The sequence below is a fragment of the Leptolyngbya sp. FACHB-321 genome, from assembly GCF_014695975.1.
GTDB lineage: Bacteria > Cyanobacteriota > Cyanobacteriia > Leptolyngbyales > Leptolyngbyaceae > Stenomitos.
The window spans coordinates 50886-68427 of record NZ_JACJPI010000060.1 but is presented as its reverse complement, the minus strand read 5'-3'; the positions used below and the strand labels follow the sequence as shown (position 1 = coordinate 68427).

The following is a 17542-nucleotide window of genomic DNA, read 5'->3' as shown; positions in this document are numbered from 1 at the left end:
CAGATTGATAGCGAAGGATTCGTCATCGCCTTGCTGTCCTTGCTGTCCAAGTATAGCCAATCAGCTTACCTCAGATAAACGATCCTGACCGTCTGCCGGATAACATTGGACTGATGGAGGGGGTGAGGGCGTGAAGAGGTGGGGGAGTGAAGGAGTAACGGGGTGAAGGGGTGGATGTGTAACCCACCGACAAGATTGGAGAAAGGGTTAATCTGTTCAGTCGCCCTTAAGTCGCTTACCATCGTTAGTTACGCCCGATTAACTTGTGGTCATCTAATTTGCACTCGGTTCACTTGTGCCTGATCGATTTGTGCCCAATTAGCTTGTGCCAGGTTCACTTGTGCCCGATCGTGTAAATCCTGATCGTGTCGTCTTACCTTCACCAGTTCTGCCAAATTCATGTCTGAGTTACCTGCTTTGTCTGAATCACTTGCTTTACCTTCGCTGTTTACTCAACTGCAAGTTCGCTATCCTACCAGTGGTTTGCTGACGGAGTTAGTGCAAATGGATGCCGATCGCTATGTGGTGCGAGCGCTGGTGCAGTTGGGCAGCATGACGCTGGCAACAAGCATGGCAACCGCTACCACCGTTGAACAGGCGGAAGATCGGGCACGGCTACGTGTATTGGCACTGTTGGGCATTTACACCCCATTGTCTAATGTCCCGGCGGGATCGTTTGGCTACAGCACGCCAACACAACCACTGACGAGTGCATCGCAGGAGACAACGCAACTTGTCGATCGGTTTGATAGCACAACGCTGAACCATTCCTCCACTGCTGCACCCTTGGCAACTGTAGAGCCGATAGCCCCTCCCATGTCCTTTTCGACCTTAGCCTTCGAGCCGACAGCGATCAGTTCTACCACTCCGATGCCAGCCTTTGAGCCATACGTCGCAGATTTGACTACGGCTGAAAGGGAGCCAGAGCTATTTGATGCACCCCCTGATCTTGATGATGCGTCTTACAACGATGCAACGTATGAGGATGAGCCTTACGACAAGGCACCGTATGACGAGGAGCCATTTGAGGAGCCTGAGCCGATCGTTGAGGAAGCAGCAAGCGATGATCATGCCAGCGCTGATTCTAGTCCTGTTGCTGAGGAGCCAGCGGCTAAAAGCAAGCCCCGCAAGTCTAGTGCAGAGAAAGCACCAATAGCTGAGAGCGATACATCTAGCAGTGCGTCAAGAGACTTATCTTCTCTGATATCACAGATTGGCGTAGAGATCGATCGCATTGGCTGGAGCAAGCGCCAGGGCAGCACATACCTGCAAAAAACCTACGGCAAGAAAACCCGCAGCGAACTGACTGATGACGAACTAGAAGACTTTCTGACGTATCTCAACACCCAACCATCAGCAACAGTCAGTTCGTAGGAGGAGACTGCAAAAGATAAAGGATGATGGCTAAAAGCTCTACTGCAAAGCTCTCTCTGCTTCACAGTCGCCGTTTCTTTTTCACCTTTCCACCCCTTCACCCTCCCACCCCTTCGCTCATGATCCCCTCTCGTCGCGTCTATCAACTCTTACTGCTAGGTACCGCGATCGGGTTAGGCGTTGCCACGATCGGGTCTGATGTCATTAACCCACAGTTTTTGAGTGTTTCCATTCTGCTAACGCTGGGCTTTGATGCGGGTGTGCTGCTGCTGGCAGTACTGGATGCGCGACGGGTCAGCGCTAACCGCGCGATCGTGGAACGCCATCATGTCGATCGTCTGTCCATTGGACGCGAGAACCCTGTGCAGCTAACGGTGAAGACAGGCTACCAGCCTGCTACGCTGCAAATACGAGATTTCTATCCACAAGCATTCTCTGCGAAGACAGGCTCTATCAGCACCGACACCCTAACGCTCTCGTTGCCTGCTCATAGCCGCGAGGATCTGACTTATAGCGTCCTACCATCTAAGCGAGGCACGTATACCTGGGGCGATATTCAGGTGCGGCAGTTGGGAACCTGGGGCTTGGCGTGGCACGACTGGAAACTGCCCAAAAGTGAAACGGTAGCGGTGTATCCTGACTTGATTGGGCTGAGATCGCTCTCCATTCGCCTGACGCTGCAAACCAGTGGCAATATTCGTCGTGCCCGTCGTCAGGGTAGCGGCACCGAGTTCTCAGAACTACGCGAGTATGCATCAGGCGACGATCCTCGCTTAATTGACTGGAAGGCAACGGCTCGTCGCAGCCGGATGCTGGTACGGGTGCTGGAACCAGAGCAAGAGCAAACGCTGCTGGTGTTGCTCGATCGTGGGCGGCTGATGACGGCTCAGGTCAAAGGCTTGGAACGGTTTGACTGGGGTCTGAATGCAGCACTAGCGCTGGCGCTAGCGGGGTTGAATCGGGGCGATCGGGTTGGCATCGGCGTGTTCGATCGCCAGATGCACCTCTGGATGCCGCCAGAACGAGGGCAGACCCAACTCCCCAAGCTAATTGAGCGGCTAACCCCAATTCATCCCGTTTTGTTGGAGCCAGACTACATGGATGCCGTTACAACCGTTGCCACTCGCCAAACCCGTCGAGCGCTGGTTGTACTCATTACTGAAGTCATTGATGCAACGGCTTCAATGGAACTGCTGGCAGCAATGGGACGACTTGCCCCACGTCATCTACCCTTCTGCGTGACGCTGCGCGATCCTCAGGTCGATCGCCAGGCAAATACGTTTACCACTGCAATTCCCGACACATACGCTCGTGCTGTAGCGCTCGATCTACTGTCGCAACGTCAGTTAGCGCTGGCAAAACTTAAGCAAAAAGGTGTGTTGGTATTGGATGCGCCTGCCGATCAAGTTAGTGACCAACTGGTCGATCGCTATCTCCAACTCAAAGCCCGTAGTCAACTTTAAAGCTATTAAAATACCCTCCAACTTCGTTAAAAGCTGGAGGGGCTTACGTATAGAAGTACTGATAACTTGCCTTGAGACTATTCAACTCTAAGCCATTCCTTTGTGCCTTAGGCTAATTTCCCATCAAGAAAGAATGAAAAATTGGTAAAGCTTGAGCAGCTTCTAGCCATAGCAATCGTTAAAGTAGCTAGGGCGGGGTGTAAGGGTAGAACTGCTGGCTAGAGACAATACCCCATCAACCCTTTGATGCCAATGTCTTAACCCTGGTGACAACCGCTACAGGTGCAGAAACCGGATTTCTTAACGAAACTGCAATTGCAGGGTGCGATCGTCATCCATCTAGCCTCTTGTTCCTTTTGCATGCTATTAGGATTGCTTGCATCCTCATCTGCTACGTTCTACTGCTGTCAAGCAACACGTTCTCTCTTCGTTGGCATAGTGCAGCAGCGTTGAATTGCTGCCTCTAATAAAAATTCGTATCCTTGCTGCTCTTCACCTCAGACATTGGGGCGGTATAATTGGCTCGACCGTTGCAAAAGTTAACCTCAGTTAGGGCTGTTCAGGCTGCTTTTAACCTTAGGCTGCTTTTCATCAAGAACTTTTTATTAGAGTGTTCCAAAAGCTTTTATTACCAATGCCGCAACGAACGTCGCCTAAAAATAACACTCCAGGTCTAAGTCTGGCATTCCTGCTCGCAATGCTTACCGCTTTTGAGCCGCTGATGGGGCTGATGGTGATGCAACCAGCCTTTGCTCAGACCCCTACACCGTCTTTCTCGCCGCCCAATGTGGCTCCTAGCGGTACGACGGTTACGGTTAATGGCTCCAGCAGCATGGCGACGATCAACCAGGCACTCAAAAAAGTTTATGAAGAAAAGTATGTTGGCAGCAGTGTGACGTTGGCGGAGGAAGGCAGCGATGCAGCACTCAAAGCCTTACAAGAAGGCAAAGTTGACCTGGCAGCGATCGGTCGTCCGTTGACAGAAGAAGAGAAAGAGCAAGGGCTAGTTGCCACCCCGATCGCACGGCAAAAGATTGCCCTCATTGTTAGTCCTGGTAATCCCTTTACAGGGGACATTACGTTTGATAAGTTCGCCAAGATCTTTCGAGGCGAGATCAAGAATTGGTCTGAACTTGGGGGATCTCCAGGGGTGATTCGGTTTATCGATCGCCCTGTTTTAAGTGACACACGACAGGCATTTCGTTCTTACCCAGTTTTTCAGAAAGCACCCTTTAAAGCAGGCGCGAAGACGCAGAAAACTGCTCAAGACAGTACGGATGAAGTGGTTCAGGCATTAGGAACCGATGGCATTGGCTATGCGATGGCTAATCAAGTGTTTGACCGGAAGGATGTTCGCATCATCCCGATGCACGGCACCTTTCCCGCTGACCTACGCTATCCCTTTTCACAGCCATTGGCATACGTTTACAAAGGGACTCCCAGTCCTGCCGTCGTCTCTTTCCTTGCCGTTGCCACGGCACCAGAGAACCTATCAGTTATTGAAACGGCACTAACACTGGGCACAGTCGCAACAGCCGCAAGTCCTGCCTCTGTAAACCCCTCCGTAACGGCAATCGCTAGTCCTGTAGATCCTAGCCCAGCAGCAAGCGCTACGGCTGCGCCAGAGGTAGCTGCCACTCAGCCAGGGGCTACAACGGAAACGGGCGGTGGGTTCCCCTGGTGGCTATTGTTGATTCCACTCGTAGGCGCATTGCTGTGGTTCTGGTCCAAAGGTCGTCGCACCGAAACTACATCCGATGAGCCGCCAACGACTGTTGATTTTCCCACCTCGCTACCTGCTACAGGCACTCTACCTCCAGAAGCGCCAGCGAACGGACTGTCTGCTGGTGATGCTGCGATCGTTGGTGGAGCCGATTTAGCCGCTGGAGCAGGAGCCGCAGGACTGGCAGACGAAACAATCATTGAGCAGAGTGCTGCGATCGATCCCCCGACCGTCATTGAGCCGCCCACTACAGACCCGTCTCTTGGAGCCGTTCCTTCGACAGATACACCTTCAGAAACCGCTGTATCGGCTAACTTGCCTACTAGTGGCAATACTCCAGGTGTAAATATTTCAGGTGCAGACATTCCAGGTGCAGCAATCTTAGCTGGAGGCGTACTAGCAGCAGGAGCCGGAGCAGCAGCAATTGCTGGAGCTAATGGTGAGCCAATGGCTCAGAGCAAAATTACCCTTACCTCCCTTGAGCAGACAGCAAGCAATGCAACCGATGCTAACAGCCCGCTAGCCTATGCCGAATGGGATGCCCTAGAGGTGGAGAAAGCAGCGCTACGGCAGCAAGGCGGGCGTGACTTGCGGCTACGGCTGTACGATGTCACAGATGTTGACCTAACGACAAAACGTCCCCAAAGCTTTCAAGAATTTGCTATTGCTGAAGAGACGCTGAACTATACAGCGCCCATGCGACCAAACCGCGATTACCTGGTAGAGATTGGCTACCTAACGGGCGATCGTCGTTGGCTAGCGCTAGCACGTTCTAACCAAACACGGGTAACGGCACCAACTACAGTGCATACGGCTGCTGCCAGAAGCCAAATCACGCTTACAGCACGCCCTGATTACAAAGCATACGCAAGATGGCAAACGCCTGATGATCACAAAGTCGAGTTACGGCAACAGGGTGGGCGCAATCTTGCCCTGCGGCTGTACGATGTCACAGACCTTAATCTAAGCGAGAGTCACTCTCAAAATTTTCAGGATTTTTCGGTTGCAGAGACGGCATCGACTTATACGGCAGACGTTCAACCCGATCGTGATTACGTCGCAGAAATTGGCTACGTTACGGCTGATCGTTACTGGCTATCGTTAGCGCGTTCTAACGCGATTCGCATTCCCTCTGTAGCAACAGGTGCCTCTGTGGGGGCAGGAGGGGCAGCGATCGGGGCTGGATTGGCGGCTGTACCGGACAACCAGGAACAGGTCACCGTCGAAGCAGCGAAACATGATGTCGGACAATCTGACCTCAGCAGCGAGTCATTGGCTTCGGTGGATGAAGGTCTGCCCGATTTGCCAGATGGCTACGGTGAGAGCCGCATTGTCTTAATGCCCCGCGATCCGCAATGGGGTTATGCGTATTGGGATGCACCCAACGAGCAGAAAGAAGAACTACGCCGACAGGGTGGACAGCGGTTTGCTTTGCGGCTCTACGATGTCACTGGTGTGGAACTGAATCATCAAAGTGCGCACAGTTTGCAGCAGTACGACTGTGAAGAAATGGCGCGCGACTGGTATGTACCCATTCCAGTGAGCGATCGCGACTACATTGCCGAAATCGGCTACCTTACAGGCGATGGGCGTTGGCTTTTGCTGGCGCGATCGAACCCGGTTCGCATTCCGCCTGTCTATCCTTCTGAATGGCTGGAAGACCACTTTATCTCTGTCGGTTGGGATGATGATCTGCGCGGCAACACACTTCTGGAGCTACTATCTCCGACCCAACGTGAACGTACCGTCGCCTCAGACAAACCTCTTTACGAGCAAATCTTTGGCATGGCGCAATCAACCGAAGCACTGCGGGTTGCGGGTTCCCTCTTCGGCTCCATGCAGCACGTTACCGGATCGGGGCAACAAATCCCATCACAAGCAATTAGCTCTTATGTCTTCCCGTCAGGTGTCGGTATGGGTGCAGTACCGGGTGCTTTTGGTGTCCCTGGGTTTCCTGGTGCTCCAAACGTCTCAGGCTTAACGATGTCCGGTATCGGGATGTCGGGCGTTGGGTTTGGTGCTTCGATACCACTGCGGGCACGTAACTTTTGGCTCGTTGCGGATGCGGAACTCATTGTTTATGGTGCGACCGAACCCGATGCCATCGTGACGATCGACGGTCGTCCGATTCAACTTGAACCGGATGGCACGTTCCGGTTCCATCTGTCCTTCCAGGACGGTGTGATCAACTTCCCGATTATTGCTGTTGCAGCGGATGGTGAACAAACCCGCTCGGTGCATATGACGTTTAAGCGTGAAACGCCCCATCGAAAGACAAACACGAAAGATGAAGCTGTGGATGAGTTGTTCTAAAAGCGCCCCAGAGCTTTCGCTCTGCTGCCTTAACAATCGAAGTGATTCATTAGAAGCTCTAGTCTGTGTGTTTTACTGGAACAGTCAAGGATGATCAAAACTGACGCACTGAGCGTTTGAAAGCTAGGTTTTTCCGCCTCCTCTAGAGAAAGGCGGGGATTCTGCAAAACTCTTCTAAGGAGTTCTGAAGATCGAAGATCGATGTTGCGTCAGTGCTGAATTAGTGTTTAGAAAGCGAGTTTGGAGAGCACAATGGCGAATGCGGTTGGAATGGTTGAAGTGTTGGGTTTGCCGCCCGCCTTGGCAGCAGCTGATGCAATGTGCAAGGCAGCGAATGTAACGCTCGTAGGGATGGAGAAAGTCAGCGGTGCACGCTATACAGTCATTGTGCGGGGAGATATTTCTGAAGCAACCGTTGCAGTTGAGGCTGGCGTTGAAGCGGCAAAGTCCATTGTTGGCGACAAGCAGCTTTACCTGTCTTCGCACGTGATCGCACGCCTTAGCGAAAACTTGGAATGGGTGCTGAAGTCGATGCGACCCAATGCGAGACTTGCTAGCTATCTGGATCCTGTACCCAGCGATCGTCCTCCCTTAGTAAGTTAGTTGAGGGAGCGCAAGCAAAATCCTTCACCCCAGTAGAATCGGCTGTCTTCGCTTCGGTAGGCGTGATAGTGTCTTGCGCTGCCTCATTTCAAAGACATTCGTGCAAAACTTGCTTGCTGTAAAGGGATGTGTTGCATTCCGGAAAGGATGTGTTGCATCCCTGCTTTTAGCTGCTATAACAAATTGTTTTGTCAAGATTGCTGCCTGAGTGTTGCTTTCTTTGTTTTTTGTTGCACTCTAGACACGCTATAACCGTCACGTCTTAATCGTCCTGTCTATGTTCTTTTTCCTTCCACCCGCTAGCGATCGTCCGCCCGTTCGGCTAATCGTTGCCACGTTGCTCACAAGCTTGCTAAGTACCTTTTTACTATCGCCTCAAGCGCAAGCGCAAGCAGCACCTTACTGCCAGCAATCGCAAGCCGCGATCGACCAAAAAGAAGCGCTGCGGCGGCTTGCTGCTAGAGGCGGCAATCAGGATGCCCAAAAACGCTATGCCAGCCTGGTGAAACAGCATGGAGAAAGGTTACAGAAGTGTCGCAAGCAGACCCAACTGCAAACGCAGGCAATCTGGTTACGGCTCTATCCCTGCGATGCCAAGCCAGGAGCCTTAGAGTCGGTTCTAGACCAAATTGTGAATCGAGGCTATTCCCAGGTCAACGTCGAGACGTTTTATAACGGGAGGGTGCTGCTGCCCACAACGGACAATCCGACAGCCTGGGCATCGGTGCTGGGAGGCTCTAAAGCCCAGCAGGCAGATCTATTGGCAGAAATCATTCGCAAAGGGCGCGCCCGCGGCTTAAAAGTATACGCATGGCTGTTTGGCATGAATATGGGTGCCAGCTATGTTAGCCGCCCAGACAAACAGCAGACGCTTGCCCGTAATGGTCTGGGGCAAACCAGCCTGACAGCAAGCACAGTCGCCGGATTAAGCGTTGATATCGGTCTGACTAACCCCGAGGAAGCCTTTATCGACCCCTATAGCCCTCAGGCACGACAAGACTATGCTCAGATGGTGCAGGCGATCGTCCAGCGCAAACCTGATGGTGTGTTGTTTGATTACATCCGCTATCCCCGTGGGTATGGCAGTGCCTCGGTCGCCAGCAAAATCCAGGATTTATGGGTTTATGGTGAAGCCTCACAGCAAACGTTATTTCAACGCGCCTTGAACTACCGGGGTATGGAGTTGATTCGACGCTTCTTAGAGCAGGGTTACATTACAGGCGACGACTTAAAAGCAGTCAATCAGCTTTACCCTCAAGAGCGCGAACCGCTCTGGCAAGGTCTCGACCCCAAGCGCACCACAGCGTCCTTACCGCTCGCTCGGCGTGTAGCGCGCTTGCAAGCGGATCTCTGGCAGCTCTCGGTTGCCCACGCCTCTCAGGGCGTGCTGGATTTTGTCAGTGCAGCCGTTGCACCTGTGCAGCGTCAAGGCATCCCGGCTGGAGTTGTGTTCTTCTCTGATGGCAATAGCAGCGTCGGACGGAGTGGCTTTGATTCTCGTTTACAACCGTGGGATCGTTTTTCCGGTTCCTTAGAATGGCACCCAATGGCATACGCGAACTGTGGCAGTGCCAAGTGTATTACGGCACAGATTCAACGAGTGCTGCAAGCGGCTCCTCGTGGCACTAAGGTCAAGCCTGTCCTAGCTGGCGTTTGGCAGCAATCGGTCAGCAATCGCCCCCCGCTTGAAGTACAAATGCAGGCACTCCAAAGGATGGCACCCCAGGTTAAAGGGGTCAGCCATTTTGCGTATTCTTGGCAAGAGCCAGGGTCCGATCGTAATCGCAAATATTGCCAGCCGTAGGATTTTGAGTTTTGCTTTCGACCTAAGCTCAAGCCAAAGGGAGTTTTGAGTTTTGCCTTACAAGGAACTCAAAACTCTCTTTCTATCCCACCACGAAATTCACCAGTTTTCCTGGCACTACAATCACCTTTTTGATTTCCTTTTCGCCAATGTACTTACGCGCAACGTCTGACTCGCGTGCGTATCGTTCCAAATCCTCTTTGCTTGATTGCGACGGCACTTGCAGCGTACCTCGCGTTTTGCCCAGGATCTGAATCACCAGCGTAATCTCATCCGCTACGAGCGCAGCCGGATCAGCCGTCAGCCAGGACTGGGCGTGAATCGAGTCCGTATGCCCCAACTCATGCCACAGCGACTCGGCAATGTGTGGTGCAAAGGGAGCTAGCAGAATGAGCAACGCACGTATGCCATCGGCATAAACGGGGGAATCTTTGCATGCTGCCTCTGTCAACGCATTACTCAGCTTCATCAGCTCTGAAACGGCTGTGTTGAACTGATACTCACCTTCCAAATCATCGGTAATGGCAGCGATCGCCGTATGAATCGATCGTCGCAACTCCTTCTCAATTTTGCTTAGGTTTGAGTTTGCATTTGACTGCTGATCGCTGGTTGCTGACCGCTCTCCAAACTCAGTCACCAACCGCCAGACGCGATTCAAAAACCGGAACTGCCCTTCGACATCCGCTTCATCCCACTCCAGATCCTTCTCTGGCGGCGCTTTAAACAGAATGAACATCCGTGCGGTATCGGCTCCATACTTGCCAATGACATCACCAGGAGCCACACCGTTGTACTTGGATTTGGACATCTTTTCGTAGACTAACTCCAGCGCATCACCCGTTTCGGGATCAGTGGGATGGGTTAGATCAGCAATCTCTGTAGCAATAACGTACTTACCCGTGCGGGAATTTTTGTAGGTTTTGCCCTGCACCATGCCCTGCGTCAGCAAACGCTGAAAGGGTTCGTCGAAGTTGAGCAAGCCACGATCGCGCAGCACCTTCGTAAAGAACCGCGAATACAGCAAGTGCAAAATAGCGTGCTCAATACCGCCCACGTATTGATCCACTGGCATCCAGTCGTTCGTTTTTACCGGATCAAAAACCTGCTGGTCATCCGTTGCATCGGGGTAGCGCAGGAAGTACCAGGATGAATCAATGAACGTATCCATCGTATCTGTCTCACGCTTGGCAGGCGTGCCACAGGTAGGGCAGGGCACGTTAATCCAAGATTCTAGCTTTGCTAAGGGAGAGGCTCCACGCCCCGAAAGCTCAATGTTCTCCGGCAATTGCACAGGTAAATCAGCGTCCGGAACGGCAACCGCTCCGCAGCTAGGACAATGAATAATTGGAATCGGCGCACCCCAATACCGCTGCCGTGAGATCAGCCAATCGCGCAGGCGATATTGAATCCGCGCCTTGCCAAAGCTGTTTTGCTCTGCATGGTGAACGATCGCGGTTTTCGCCTCTACAGACGGCAACCCATCGAATGTCCCTGAATTGATCAGCACTCCCGGTTCAGTATATGCCTGAGTGAGTGGTGTTCCTTCTGCCTCTACCCCTCTGCCTTCTGCCTCCTGACTCCTGCCTTCTACCGCCCCTGCTGGCGCAATGACCTGGACAATCGCCAACCCCTGTTCTTTCGCAAACTTAAAATCGCGCACATCATGGGCGGGTACACCCATCACTGCACCTGTGCCGTACTCATACAGCACATAGTCCGCAATCCAAATAGGAATTTCATCCCCTGTAAAAGGATTGATCGCCTTGCCACCGGTGGGAATGCCACGCTTGGGCTTGTCTTCTGCCGTACGCTCTAGCTCACTTTGGCTAGCAATTTCTTTGACGAACGCTTCCACAGCGGCTTTGCGATCGGGTGTTGTCACCACTTGCGTAAGCGGATGTTCTGGAGCCAGCACGATGTACGTCACGCCATGCACCGTATCGGGTCGGGTGGTGAAAACGGCGATTTTTTCGTCTGAGGCGACGATCGGAAACTCCAGGTAGGCTCCAGTCGATTTACCAATCCAGTTTGCCTGCATCAGCTTGACGCGCTCAGGCCAGCCTGGCAGTTTATCCAGGTCATTCAAAAGCTGCTCGGCGTAATCGGTGATCTTGAAGAACCACTGGCGCAGCAGTTTGCGCTCGACTTTGGCACCAGATCGCCACGATTTGCCGTCATTGTCCACCTGTTCGTTTGCCAGGACGGTTTGATCGATCGGGTCCCAGTTCACTGCCGACTCTTTTTGGTACGCCAAACCCGCCTGAAAAAATTGCAAAAAGATCCACTGCGTCCATTTGTAGTACGCAGGCAAACAGGTAGCCACCTCGCGGTTCCAGTCGTACGACAGCCCCAGACGCTTCAGTTCGGTTCGCATCTGGGCGATGTTTTGTTCTGTCCATTTAGCAGGATGGATGCCTCGATCGATCGCTGCGTTCTCCGCAGGTAGCCCAAACGCATCCCACCCCATTGGGTGCAGCACCCGATAACCCTGCATCCGCCGCACCCGCGCCAGTACATCTGTAATCGTGTAGTTGCGGACGTGCCCCATGTGCAGGCTACCGGACGGATAGGGAAACATCGACAGCGCGTAATACTTTGGCTTGCTGCTGTCTTCTGGTGTCAGGTCTACCCCCTGCTCTGCCCAGGTTTGCTGCCACTGTTGCTCAATTGAAGCGGGATTATAACGGGACTCCACGAAAACGGCTCCTACTCAGTCCTTTTGCTTTACTCTACCCTACTTGATTGACTGCCAAATCTTTTGAGCTAGACGGTTGTAGCGGCACAGTTTTGCTCTCGTCTGTGATCTAGCTAAAAAAGGGGGCAATGCCATCGTCGAGCATTAATGGCAGCAGATGACGGATAGGGACTAAAAACGATCGTCAAGCCTTTCTCGCATTGCTGGCTTGAGCAACTGCAAATTGCGATCGTCTCAGGGGTTGCTATTCACTTTCGCTTGCCGTATAGTACAAATATACCAATGGGGACAAACGAGAACAAACCGTGACTCACCGCTCCGGATTCAGTATAGAGAGGAACCCATGACATCCGCCACTCGACAAACAAAAATTAGGAAGCCCGCTGCTGTGACCACTGAAACCCGCATCCTTGCCCTGGATGCTGGCAACTATGACCTCAAGTTTTGGGATGGGGAAGCGCATCCAAAAGCCATCCGTTCCGTTCGGTTTCAGCTTCCTCAAGGTCGGGATGCCGTACGCTACACTGAAGCCTCGCCGTTGATTGAGCTACCCGATGGCACTCGGTATCACTTTGGCGCACAGGCATACAAATACCGCCGCCAGCAGCAAACAGTTATTGAGAATAAAGTCGAACTTTCACGGCTGCATCTCTATGCCTGTATGGAACCCTGGGAAGGCAATACTGAGTTTGCGCTTGATATTTATGCCTCAACTCCCGAACCCGCTAAAAACGAAGACGCGATTCGGCAACAATTGCTGGGTATGCATGAGTTCAAGCGTAACGGTCTGGAGTACCGGGTACTCGTCGAGCGTGTTGAAGTCGAGCGAGAAGGCATGGGTGCTTACCACTACGCCCAGCGCTTAGGTCTGATTCCTGATACTGGTTATACGATCGTCGTAGACATTGGTGGCGGCACCTGGCTAACACGCCTGGTAGATGCTGAGGGCGATGTGATTGACGAGAACGTGATGGATCGCGGTGGTGCTTATGAGTTAGCCACTTCCATTAGCTTCGATCGCCGTCTTACCAATGCGCTTGGCACGACTGCTGACCCTAGCCTGATTATGGATGGCTTTCGTACAGGGCACATCTACGCCGACACAGAGCTAACCTGGCAACCCTGGCTGGAAGAGCACCTTGACTCCTGGTTTAAGGGCATCTTTCAGACCATCAAGGCTCAGTACACGCCTTATATGGCGCGGGTTACTCGGTTTTTAGTCACGGGTGGCAGTTCTCACCTGATTTCAGAGCGGTTGGCTGGGCGTAGGCTGTTTGCGGTGATGACTGACCCACAATTCGCCAATGTGCGTGGTTTATTTCCTGTTGTGAATGGAGCACAGCTATGTATGACAACAAAGTAAGACTGAGCCAGGATGTGCTGGAAAAAGCCAGCCTCATTGCCTCGGAGTGGGGCTTGAAGAATGCCCGCGCTGCTGTAGAAGCCGTCTTTCGTAAGTATGCGGATGAGTATCTGGATGGCACCGGACGCACGCCTCAATGGGCAACGCACGACGCAATGCCTATGACGAATGCCTTTACCACAATGCCCGATCGCACACCGCCCGATCGCTGCGAAGCACTGAACGAACTGGATGATTTATTGGGGCTGTAGTGCTTGAGCGTTCAGCCATTAGCCAACCGCTTTTTGCTGAACGCTTAATTAAAATGCAAACCGTTTTTGGGTTGCACTGCCAGCAAGTACCGCTAGGATAGGCGTATTTGCCGCCGTTGCGGACTATTGCTGAACATTTTATGGTTGCTTCTCCAAATGCCAAGCCTGATGGCAATGAATCTCCTTTAGCTGGTCAACCTGTTCTGGGACAACCAGAAGAGGCAGTAGTAGACTTACCCACTGAAGCGCGATCGCCGCAGTGGTTGTCGCCTCAGTCAGTGCCACAATGGGCTTCGCCACCAGAGCCAATCAACCAAATTCTAGATGCGCCATCAACGCCAGAAATCCTCATTTCGCCCGACAAGCAATGGTTGGTCGAGCTTACCCAAGCATCTCTACCAACGATCGCCGAGCTGGCAGAACCTGTAGTCGCGGTGGCTGGTTTTCGCCTCAACCCTAAAACCAATGCCCCAGCGCGTCACCGTACGTATCGCGGGATGCGGCTAAGAACATTGCGGTCAGGCATTAGCAACACGATCGCGCTACCCGACGACTCTCGTATTAGCTATCTCCGCTGGTCGCCCGATGGTCAGCAGCTAGCGTTTGTGCTGACGCAAGCCGACGGGTTAGAGCTATGGGTGCTTGCGTTGGCAGACGGTATGCCGCGTCGGCTGACGGCTCCTGTACTCAATGCAACCTATGGCGTTCCGTATCGCTGGCTGCCCAATGAGGCGCTGCTGTGCAAGTTTATTCCAGCTGATCGCGGTGCCCCTCTGGTAAAAGCTGCTGTGCCGACAGGACCGATCATTCAAGAGAATCTGGGGCGTAAAACTGCCAGCCGTACCTACACCAATCTGCTGCAAAACCCTCATGACGAGGCGCTTTTTGAGTACTACGTCACTTCCACCTTAGAGCGAGTACGGCTAGACGGAACGTACGTGCGATTGCTTGAGCCGTGCCTGCTGGATGAAGCCATGCCATCACCAGATGGCAACTACATTCTGCTGAAAACGTTGCAGCGTCCGTTTTCATATCAGCTACCCAGTTCGCACTTTCCTCTGCGGGTGCAGGTGCTGGATGCAGCCGGACAAGTTGTGTATGACGTAGCAGATCTGCCGTTAGCAGACAGCCTCTCGACCCAATTTGATGCGGTTATTGAGGGACGACGACGGATTAGTTGGCGGTGCGATCGCCCCTCAACGCTCTACTGGGTGGAAGCACTGGATGGTGGTGATCCAGATAAGGAGGTGCCTGAGCGTGATGTTCTATGGGAGCTAAACGCACCCTTTAGTGACCCACCAACGGCACTCTGGCGATCGCAGTATCGGTTTCGGCGAGTGTGCTGGGGTCGAGACGATGTAGCGCTGGTCTGGGAACGGTGGCACAATACCCGACAGTCCAGACTTTGGCGGCTGAATCCATCTCAGACAGAGAGTCCGCCGCAACTATTGGTCGAGCGCAGTTACGAAGACCAGTACAGCGATCCGGGTACACCCCTAACCGTACCAGGCGCGTTTGGGTGGCACGTGTTGCAGTTTTCAGCCGATGGCAGCAGCCTTTATTTCAGCGGTCGCGGCGCATCACCAGCAGGTGTCTATCCATTTCTCGATCGCCGAAACCTTGCAACAGGTGTGATCGAACGCCTCTGGCAATGCCAGCCCCCGTACTTTGAATCGGTGGTGCAACTGCTGGATCAGGAGGCGCAAGAATTTCTCACCCGGCGGCAATCTCAGACAGAACTGCCTAACCTTTTCCTACACACGCGATCGAATGGGCAGCCACTGCAACTGACGCATGAGATCGATCGTGCTCCGCAGTTTGCAGGCATGCACAAAGAGGTAGTGCGGTATCAGCGGGCAGATGGCGTGCAGCTTTCTGCCAAACTCTATCTACCCGCAGGTTACGACCCAGCGCGGGATGGAGCCTTGCCCACTATTTTCTGGATCTATCCTGAAGAATTTAAAGATCGAGAGTTAGCGGGTCAGGTGACAACGGCTGAACACACCTTTAGCCGCCCGCACGGCACTTCAGCCTTATTTTTGCTGACGCAAGGCTATGCGGTTTTGAGTAGCCCCAGCCTGCCGATTATTGGTGAAGGTGAGGCGGAACCAAACGATACGTATGTTGAGCAGCTTTTGGCAGGCATTGAAGCGGCGATCGCTTATGTTGTTGATCGGGGTGTGGCAGACCGCGATCGGCTGGCGATCGGGGGACACTCCTATGGTGCGTTTACCACTGCCAACGTGCTGGCACACAGCAACTTTTTTCGTGCTGGCATCGCTCGCAGCGGCGCTTACAACCGCACGTTGACACCCTTTGGCTTTCAGGGCGAACAGCGCCATTTTTGGGATGCCGCCGACACCTATATGCACCTGTCGCCGTTTACGCACGTGGGCAAAATTACGGCACCGCTGTTGCTGATTCACGGTGCTGAGGATAGCAACGCGGGCACTTACCCCCTGCAAACGGAACGCTTTTATGACGCGCTTAAAGGGCAGGGTGCAACCGTGCGCCAGGTTATGCTGCCGCTAGAAGACCACGGCTACCAGTCTCGCGAAGCCGTTGGGCACGTACTTTGGGAAATGGTGGAGTGGTGCGATCGCTATCTGAAAGGATAGAGCAATGACTCTCTGCGATTGCACGTCAGCGATGATGCCAAAAGTCACGGTGAACGCTGGCGATCGCCTCCTCTACCTCTGGGACAGGACCCCAAACCTGGATCGCTTTTTGACCGCGATCGAACACCTCGCGGCAGGGCAGGTTCAACGTTGGGTTTTGCTCATGGTTGCCTGTCAGCTCTAACAAGCGCGTTTCGGCAATGCCATAGACAAGGCGACCGATGTTTGCCCAATACTGCGTGCCAGCACACATCGCACAAGGTTCAGCCGTTGTATAAAGCGTGCAGCCCCACAGATAGTCTGCTGAAAAATTGAGCCACGCCGTACGGATGAGCACGGCTTCCGCATGATTTACTGTATCGACATTGCCTTGCTCTAGCAGCACGGTTTCGCGATCGGGTGCTACCAGCAGCGCTCCAAATGGATGATGCCCAAAGTCACGAGCACGGATGGCAAGTTCATTCGCCCGTTGTAAATGCTTTAGCCTTTGTGCTGGCGTTGGGTCGCAGCCTGGCGGTAACGCGCGATCGGTCATGGCGCTTCCGTTCGTTGAATGACACTAGTTTCCTTTGCTTCAACCATACACTGAGACAGCAAGTGTCTTTAGACTTCAGAAGAGAGTTAGCAGCGATCCATTCATTCCGCTTTAGCAGAAGGTGAAATTCTGATGGCAACTTATTTGGTTACGGGTGCGAATCGGGGCATTGGTTATGAATACTGCCGCCAACTGCAAGCACGGGGAGAGACTGTGATTGCGGTCTGTCGCACTGCCTCTGAGGAGTTGAAGCAGCTTGGGGTGCAGGTTGAGGAGGGCATTGATATTGCCTCAGATGCTTCGGTAGCAGCTTTACGCACTCGCTTGGGTAATACTGCGATCGATGGATTGATTAACAACGCTGGCATTGCTAAGCGTGTGACGTTGGAAGACCTGGATTTTGACAGCATTCGAGAACAGTTTGAAGTAAATGCGCTGGGTCCGTTGCGGATGACGCAGGCACTCCTGCCCTTACTCAACGCAGGTTCTAAGCTGGTGCTGATGACAAGCCGCATGGGGTCGATCGCAGACAATACCTCTGGTAGTTCCTATGGCTACCGGATGTCGAAGGTGGCGTTGTCGATGGCGGGTAAGTCTCTGGCGCACGACCTGAAACCGCGTGGGATTGCTGTGGCAATACTGCATCCTGGGTTGGTGCAAACGCAGATGACGAATTTTACAGCGGGGGGCATCACGCCAGAAGCGTCTGTGAAGGGGTTGCTGCAACGCATTGACGAGTTGACGCTAGAGAATTCGGGTACGTTTTGGCACGCCAATGGTGAGGTGTTGCCGTGGTAAGA

The 17542-nt window shown here is 53.1% G+C and carries 11 protein-coding genes and 2 pseudogenes; 10 read left to right on the top strand and 3 right to left on the bottom strand.

Annotation, left to right across the window (positions count from 1 at the left end):
* Nucleotides 1-269 precede the first annotated feature (269 nt).
* Entirely contained in the window at nt 270-401 is a 132-nt protein-coding gene (locus H6F76_RS31070; RefSeq protein ID WP_277881235.1) for a hypothetical protein, read from the bottom strand.
* On the opposite strand from H6F76_RS31070, the gene H6F76_RS14540 reads away from it, so the two are divergent.
* The 6 genes and pseudogenes from H6F76_RS14540 to H6F76_RS14520 all read left to right on the top strand — a co-directional run bounded on the left by H6F76_RS14540 (nt 400) and on the right by H6F76_RS14520 (nt 9280).
* On the top strand, nt 400-1374 hold the full coding sequence (locus tag H6F76_RS14540) for a hypothetical protein (RefSeq protein WP_190509225.1): 975 nt from the start codon (nt 400-402) through the stop codon (nt 1372-1374). The two genes, H6F76_RS31070 and H6F76_RS14540, sit on opposite strands and share 2 nt — an antisense overlap.
* A 119-nt stretch (nt 1375-1493) precedes the next feature.
* A complete protein-coding gene (locus H6F76_RS14535) occupies nt 1494-2837 on the top strand; it encodes a DUF58 domain-containing protein (protein WP_190509223.1) in 1344 nt (447 codons plus the stop codon).
* 634 nt (nt 2838-3471) lie between these two features.
* Nucleotides 3472-5685, top strand: a pseudogene (locus H6F76_RS30530) (DUF4912 domain-containing protein); the annotation flags it as partial.
* 81 nt (nt 5686-5766) lie between these two features.
* Nucleotides 5767-6873 (top strand): annotated as a pseudogene (locus H6F76_RS30525) (DUF4912 domain-containing protein); the annotation flags it as partial.
* A 252-nt stretch (nt 6874-7125) separates the two neighbouring features.
* Nucleotides 7126-7476 carry a BMC domain-containing protein gene (locus H6F76_RS14525; protein ID WP_190509219.1) on the top strand — a complete coding sequence of 117 codons (351 nt, stop codon included), beginning with the start codon at nt 7126-7128 and terminating at the stop codon, nt 7474-7476.
* 277 nt (nt 7477-7753) lie between these two features.
* Nucleotides 7754-9280 (top strand): family 10 glycosylhydrolase, encoded by a 1527-nt coding sequence (locus tag H6F76_RS14520; RefSeq protein ID WP_190509217.1) that lies wholly within the window; start codon nt 7754-7756, stop codon nt 9278-9280.
* Between the two features lie 82 nt (nt 9281-9362).
* On the opposite strand, the gene leuS is transcribed toward H6F76_RS14520, so the two are convergent.
* Nucleotides 9363-11975, bottom strand: a complete 2613-nt coding sequence (gene leuS / locus H6F76_RS14515) for a leucine--tRNA ligase (protein ID WP_190509214.1) — start codon at nt 11973-11975, stop codon at nt 9363-9365.
* Nucleotides 11976-12318: 343 nt separating this feature from the next.
* Between leuS and H6F76_RS14510 the strand changes: the two genes are divergently transcribed.
* From H6F76_RS14510 to H6F76_RS14500, 3 genes are all read left to right on the top strand, one after another.
* Nucleotides 12319-13338, top strand: coding sequence for a ParM/StbA family protein (locus tag H6F76_RS14510; protein WP_190509212.1), 1020 nt, complete (start codon nt 12319-12321; stop codon nt 13336-13338).
* Nucleotides 13320-13589 carry a hypothetical protein gene (locus H6F76_RS14505; protein WP_190449330.1) on the top strand — a complete coding sequence of 90 codons (270 nt, stop codon included), beginning with the start codon at nt 13320-13322 and terminating at the stop codon, nt 13587-13589. Before H6F76_RS14510 ends, H6F76_RS14505 begins: the two co-directional genes overlap by 19 nt.
* A 140-nt stretch (nt 13590-13729) precedes the next feature.
* Complete coding sequence (locus H6F76_RS14500; protein ID WP_190509210.1) at nt 13730-16207, top strand: prolyl oligopeptidase family serine peptidase; 2478 nt, start codon at nt 13730-13732, stop codon at nt 16205-16207.
* A 25-nt stretch (nt 16208-16232) separates the two neighbouring features.
* Here H6F76_RS14500 and H6F76_RS14495 read toward each other — a convergent pair whose 3' ends face one another.
* Entirely contained in the window at nt 16233-16742 is a 510-nt protein-coding gene (locus tag H6F76_RS14495; RefSeq protein ID WP_190509208.1) for a nucleoside deaminase, read from the bottom strand.
* A 132-nt stretch (nt 16743-16874) separates the two neighbouring features.
* Here H6F76_RS14495 and H6F76_RS14490 point away from each other — a divergent pair, with 132 nt between their 5' ends.
* Nucleotides 16875-17540 (top strand): SDR family oxidoreductase, encoded by a 666-nt coding sequence (locus H6F76_RS14490; protein ID WP_190509206.1) that lies wholly within the window; start codon nt 16875-16877, stop codon nt 17538-17540.
* The last annotated feature ends 2 nt before the right edge of the window (nt 17541-17542 follow it).

What these genes read in the sequence shown, in the direction of transcription:
- H6F76_RS14540 (WP_190509225.1), top strand. Translation starts at nt 400, where the DNA reads ATGTCTGAGTTACCTGCTTTGTCTGAATCACTTGCTTTACCTTCGCTG.
- H6F76_RS31070 (WP_277881235.1), bottom strand. Translation starts at nt 401, where the DNA reads ATGAATTTGGCAGAACTGGTGAAGGTAAGACGACACGATCAGGATTTA.
- H6F76_RS14535 (WP_190509223.1), top strand. Translation starts at nt 1,494, where the DNA reads ATGATCCCCTCTCGTCGCGTCTATCAACTCTTACTGCTAGGTACCGCG.
- H6F76_RS14525 (WP_190509219.1), top strand. Translation starts at nt 7,126, where the DNA reads ATGGCGAATGCGGTTGGAATGGTTGAAGTGTTGGGTTTGCCGCCCGCC.
- H6F76_RS14520 (WP_190509217.1), top strand. Translation starts at nt 7,754, where the DNA reads ATGTTCTTTTTCCTTCCACCCGCTAGCGATCGTCCGCCCGTTCGGCTA.
- H6F76_RS14510 (WP_190509212.1), top strand. Translation starts at nt 12,319, where the DNA reads ATGACATCCGCCACTCGACAAACAAAAATTAGGAAGCCCGCTGCTGTG.
- H6F76_RS14505 (WP_190449330.1), top strand. Translation starts at nt 13,320, where the DNA reads ATGTATGACAACAAAGTAAGACTGAGCCAGGATGTGCTGGAAAAAGCC.
- H6F76_RS14500 (WP_190509210.1), top strand. Translation starts at nt 13,730, where the DNA reads ATGGTTGCTTCTCCAAATGCCAAGCCTGATGGCAATGAATCTCCTTTA.
- H6F76_RS14495 (WP_190509208.1), bottom strand. Translation starts at nt 16,742, where the DNA reads ATGACCGATCGCGCGTTACCGCCAGGCTGCGACCCAACGCCAGCACAA.
- H6F76_RS14490 (WP_190509206.1), top strand. Translation starts at nt 16,875, where the DNA reads ATGGCAACTTATTTGGTTACGGGTGCGAATCGGGGCATTGGTTATGAA.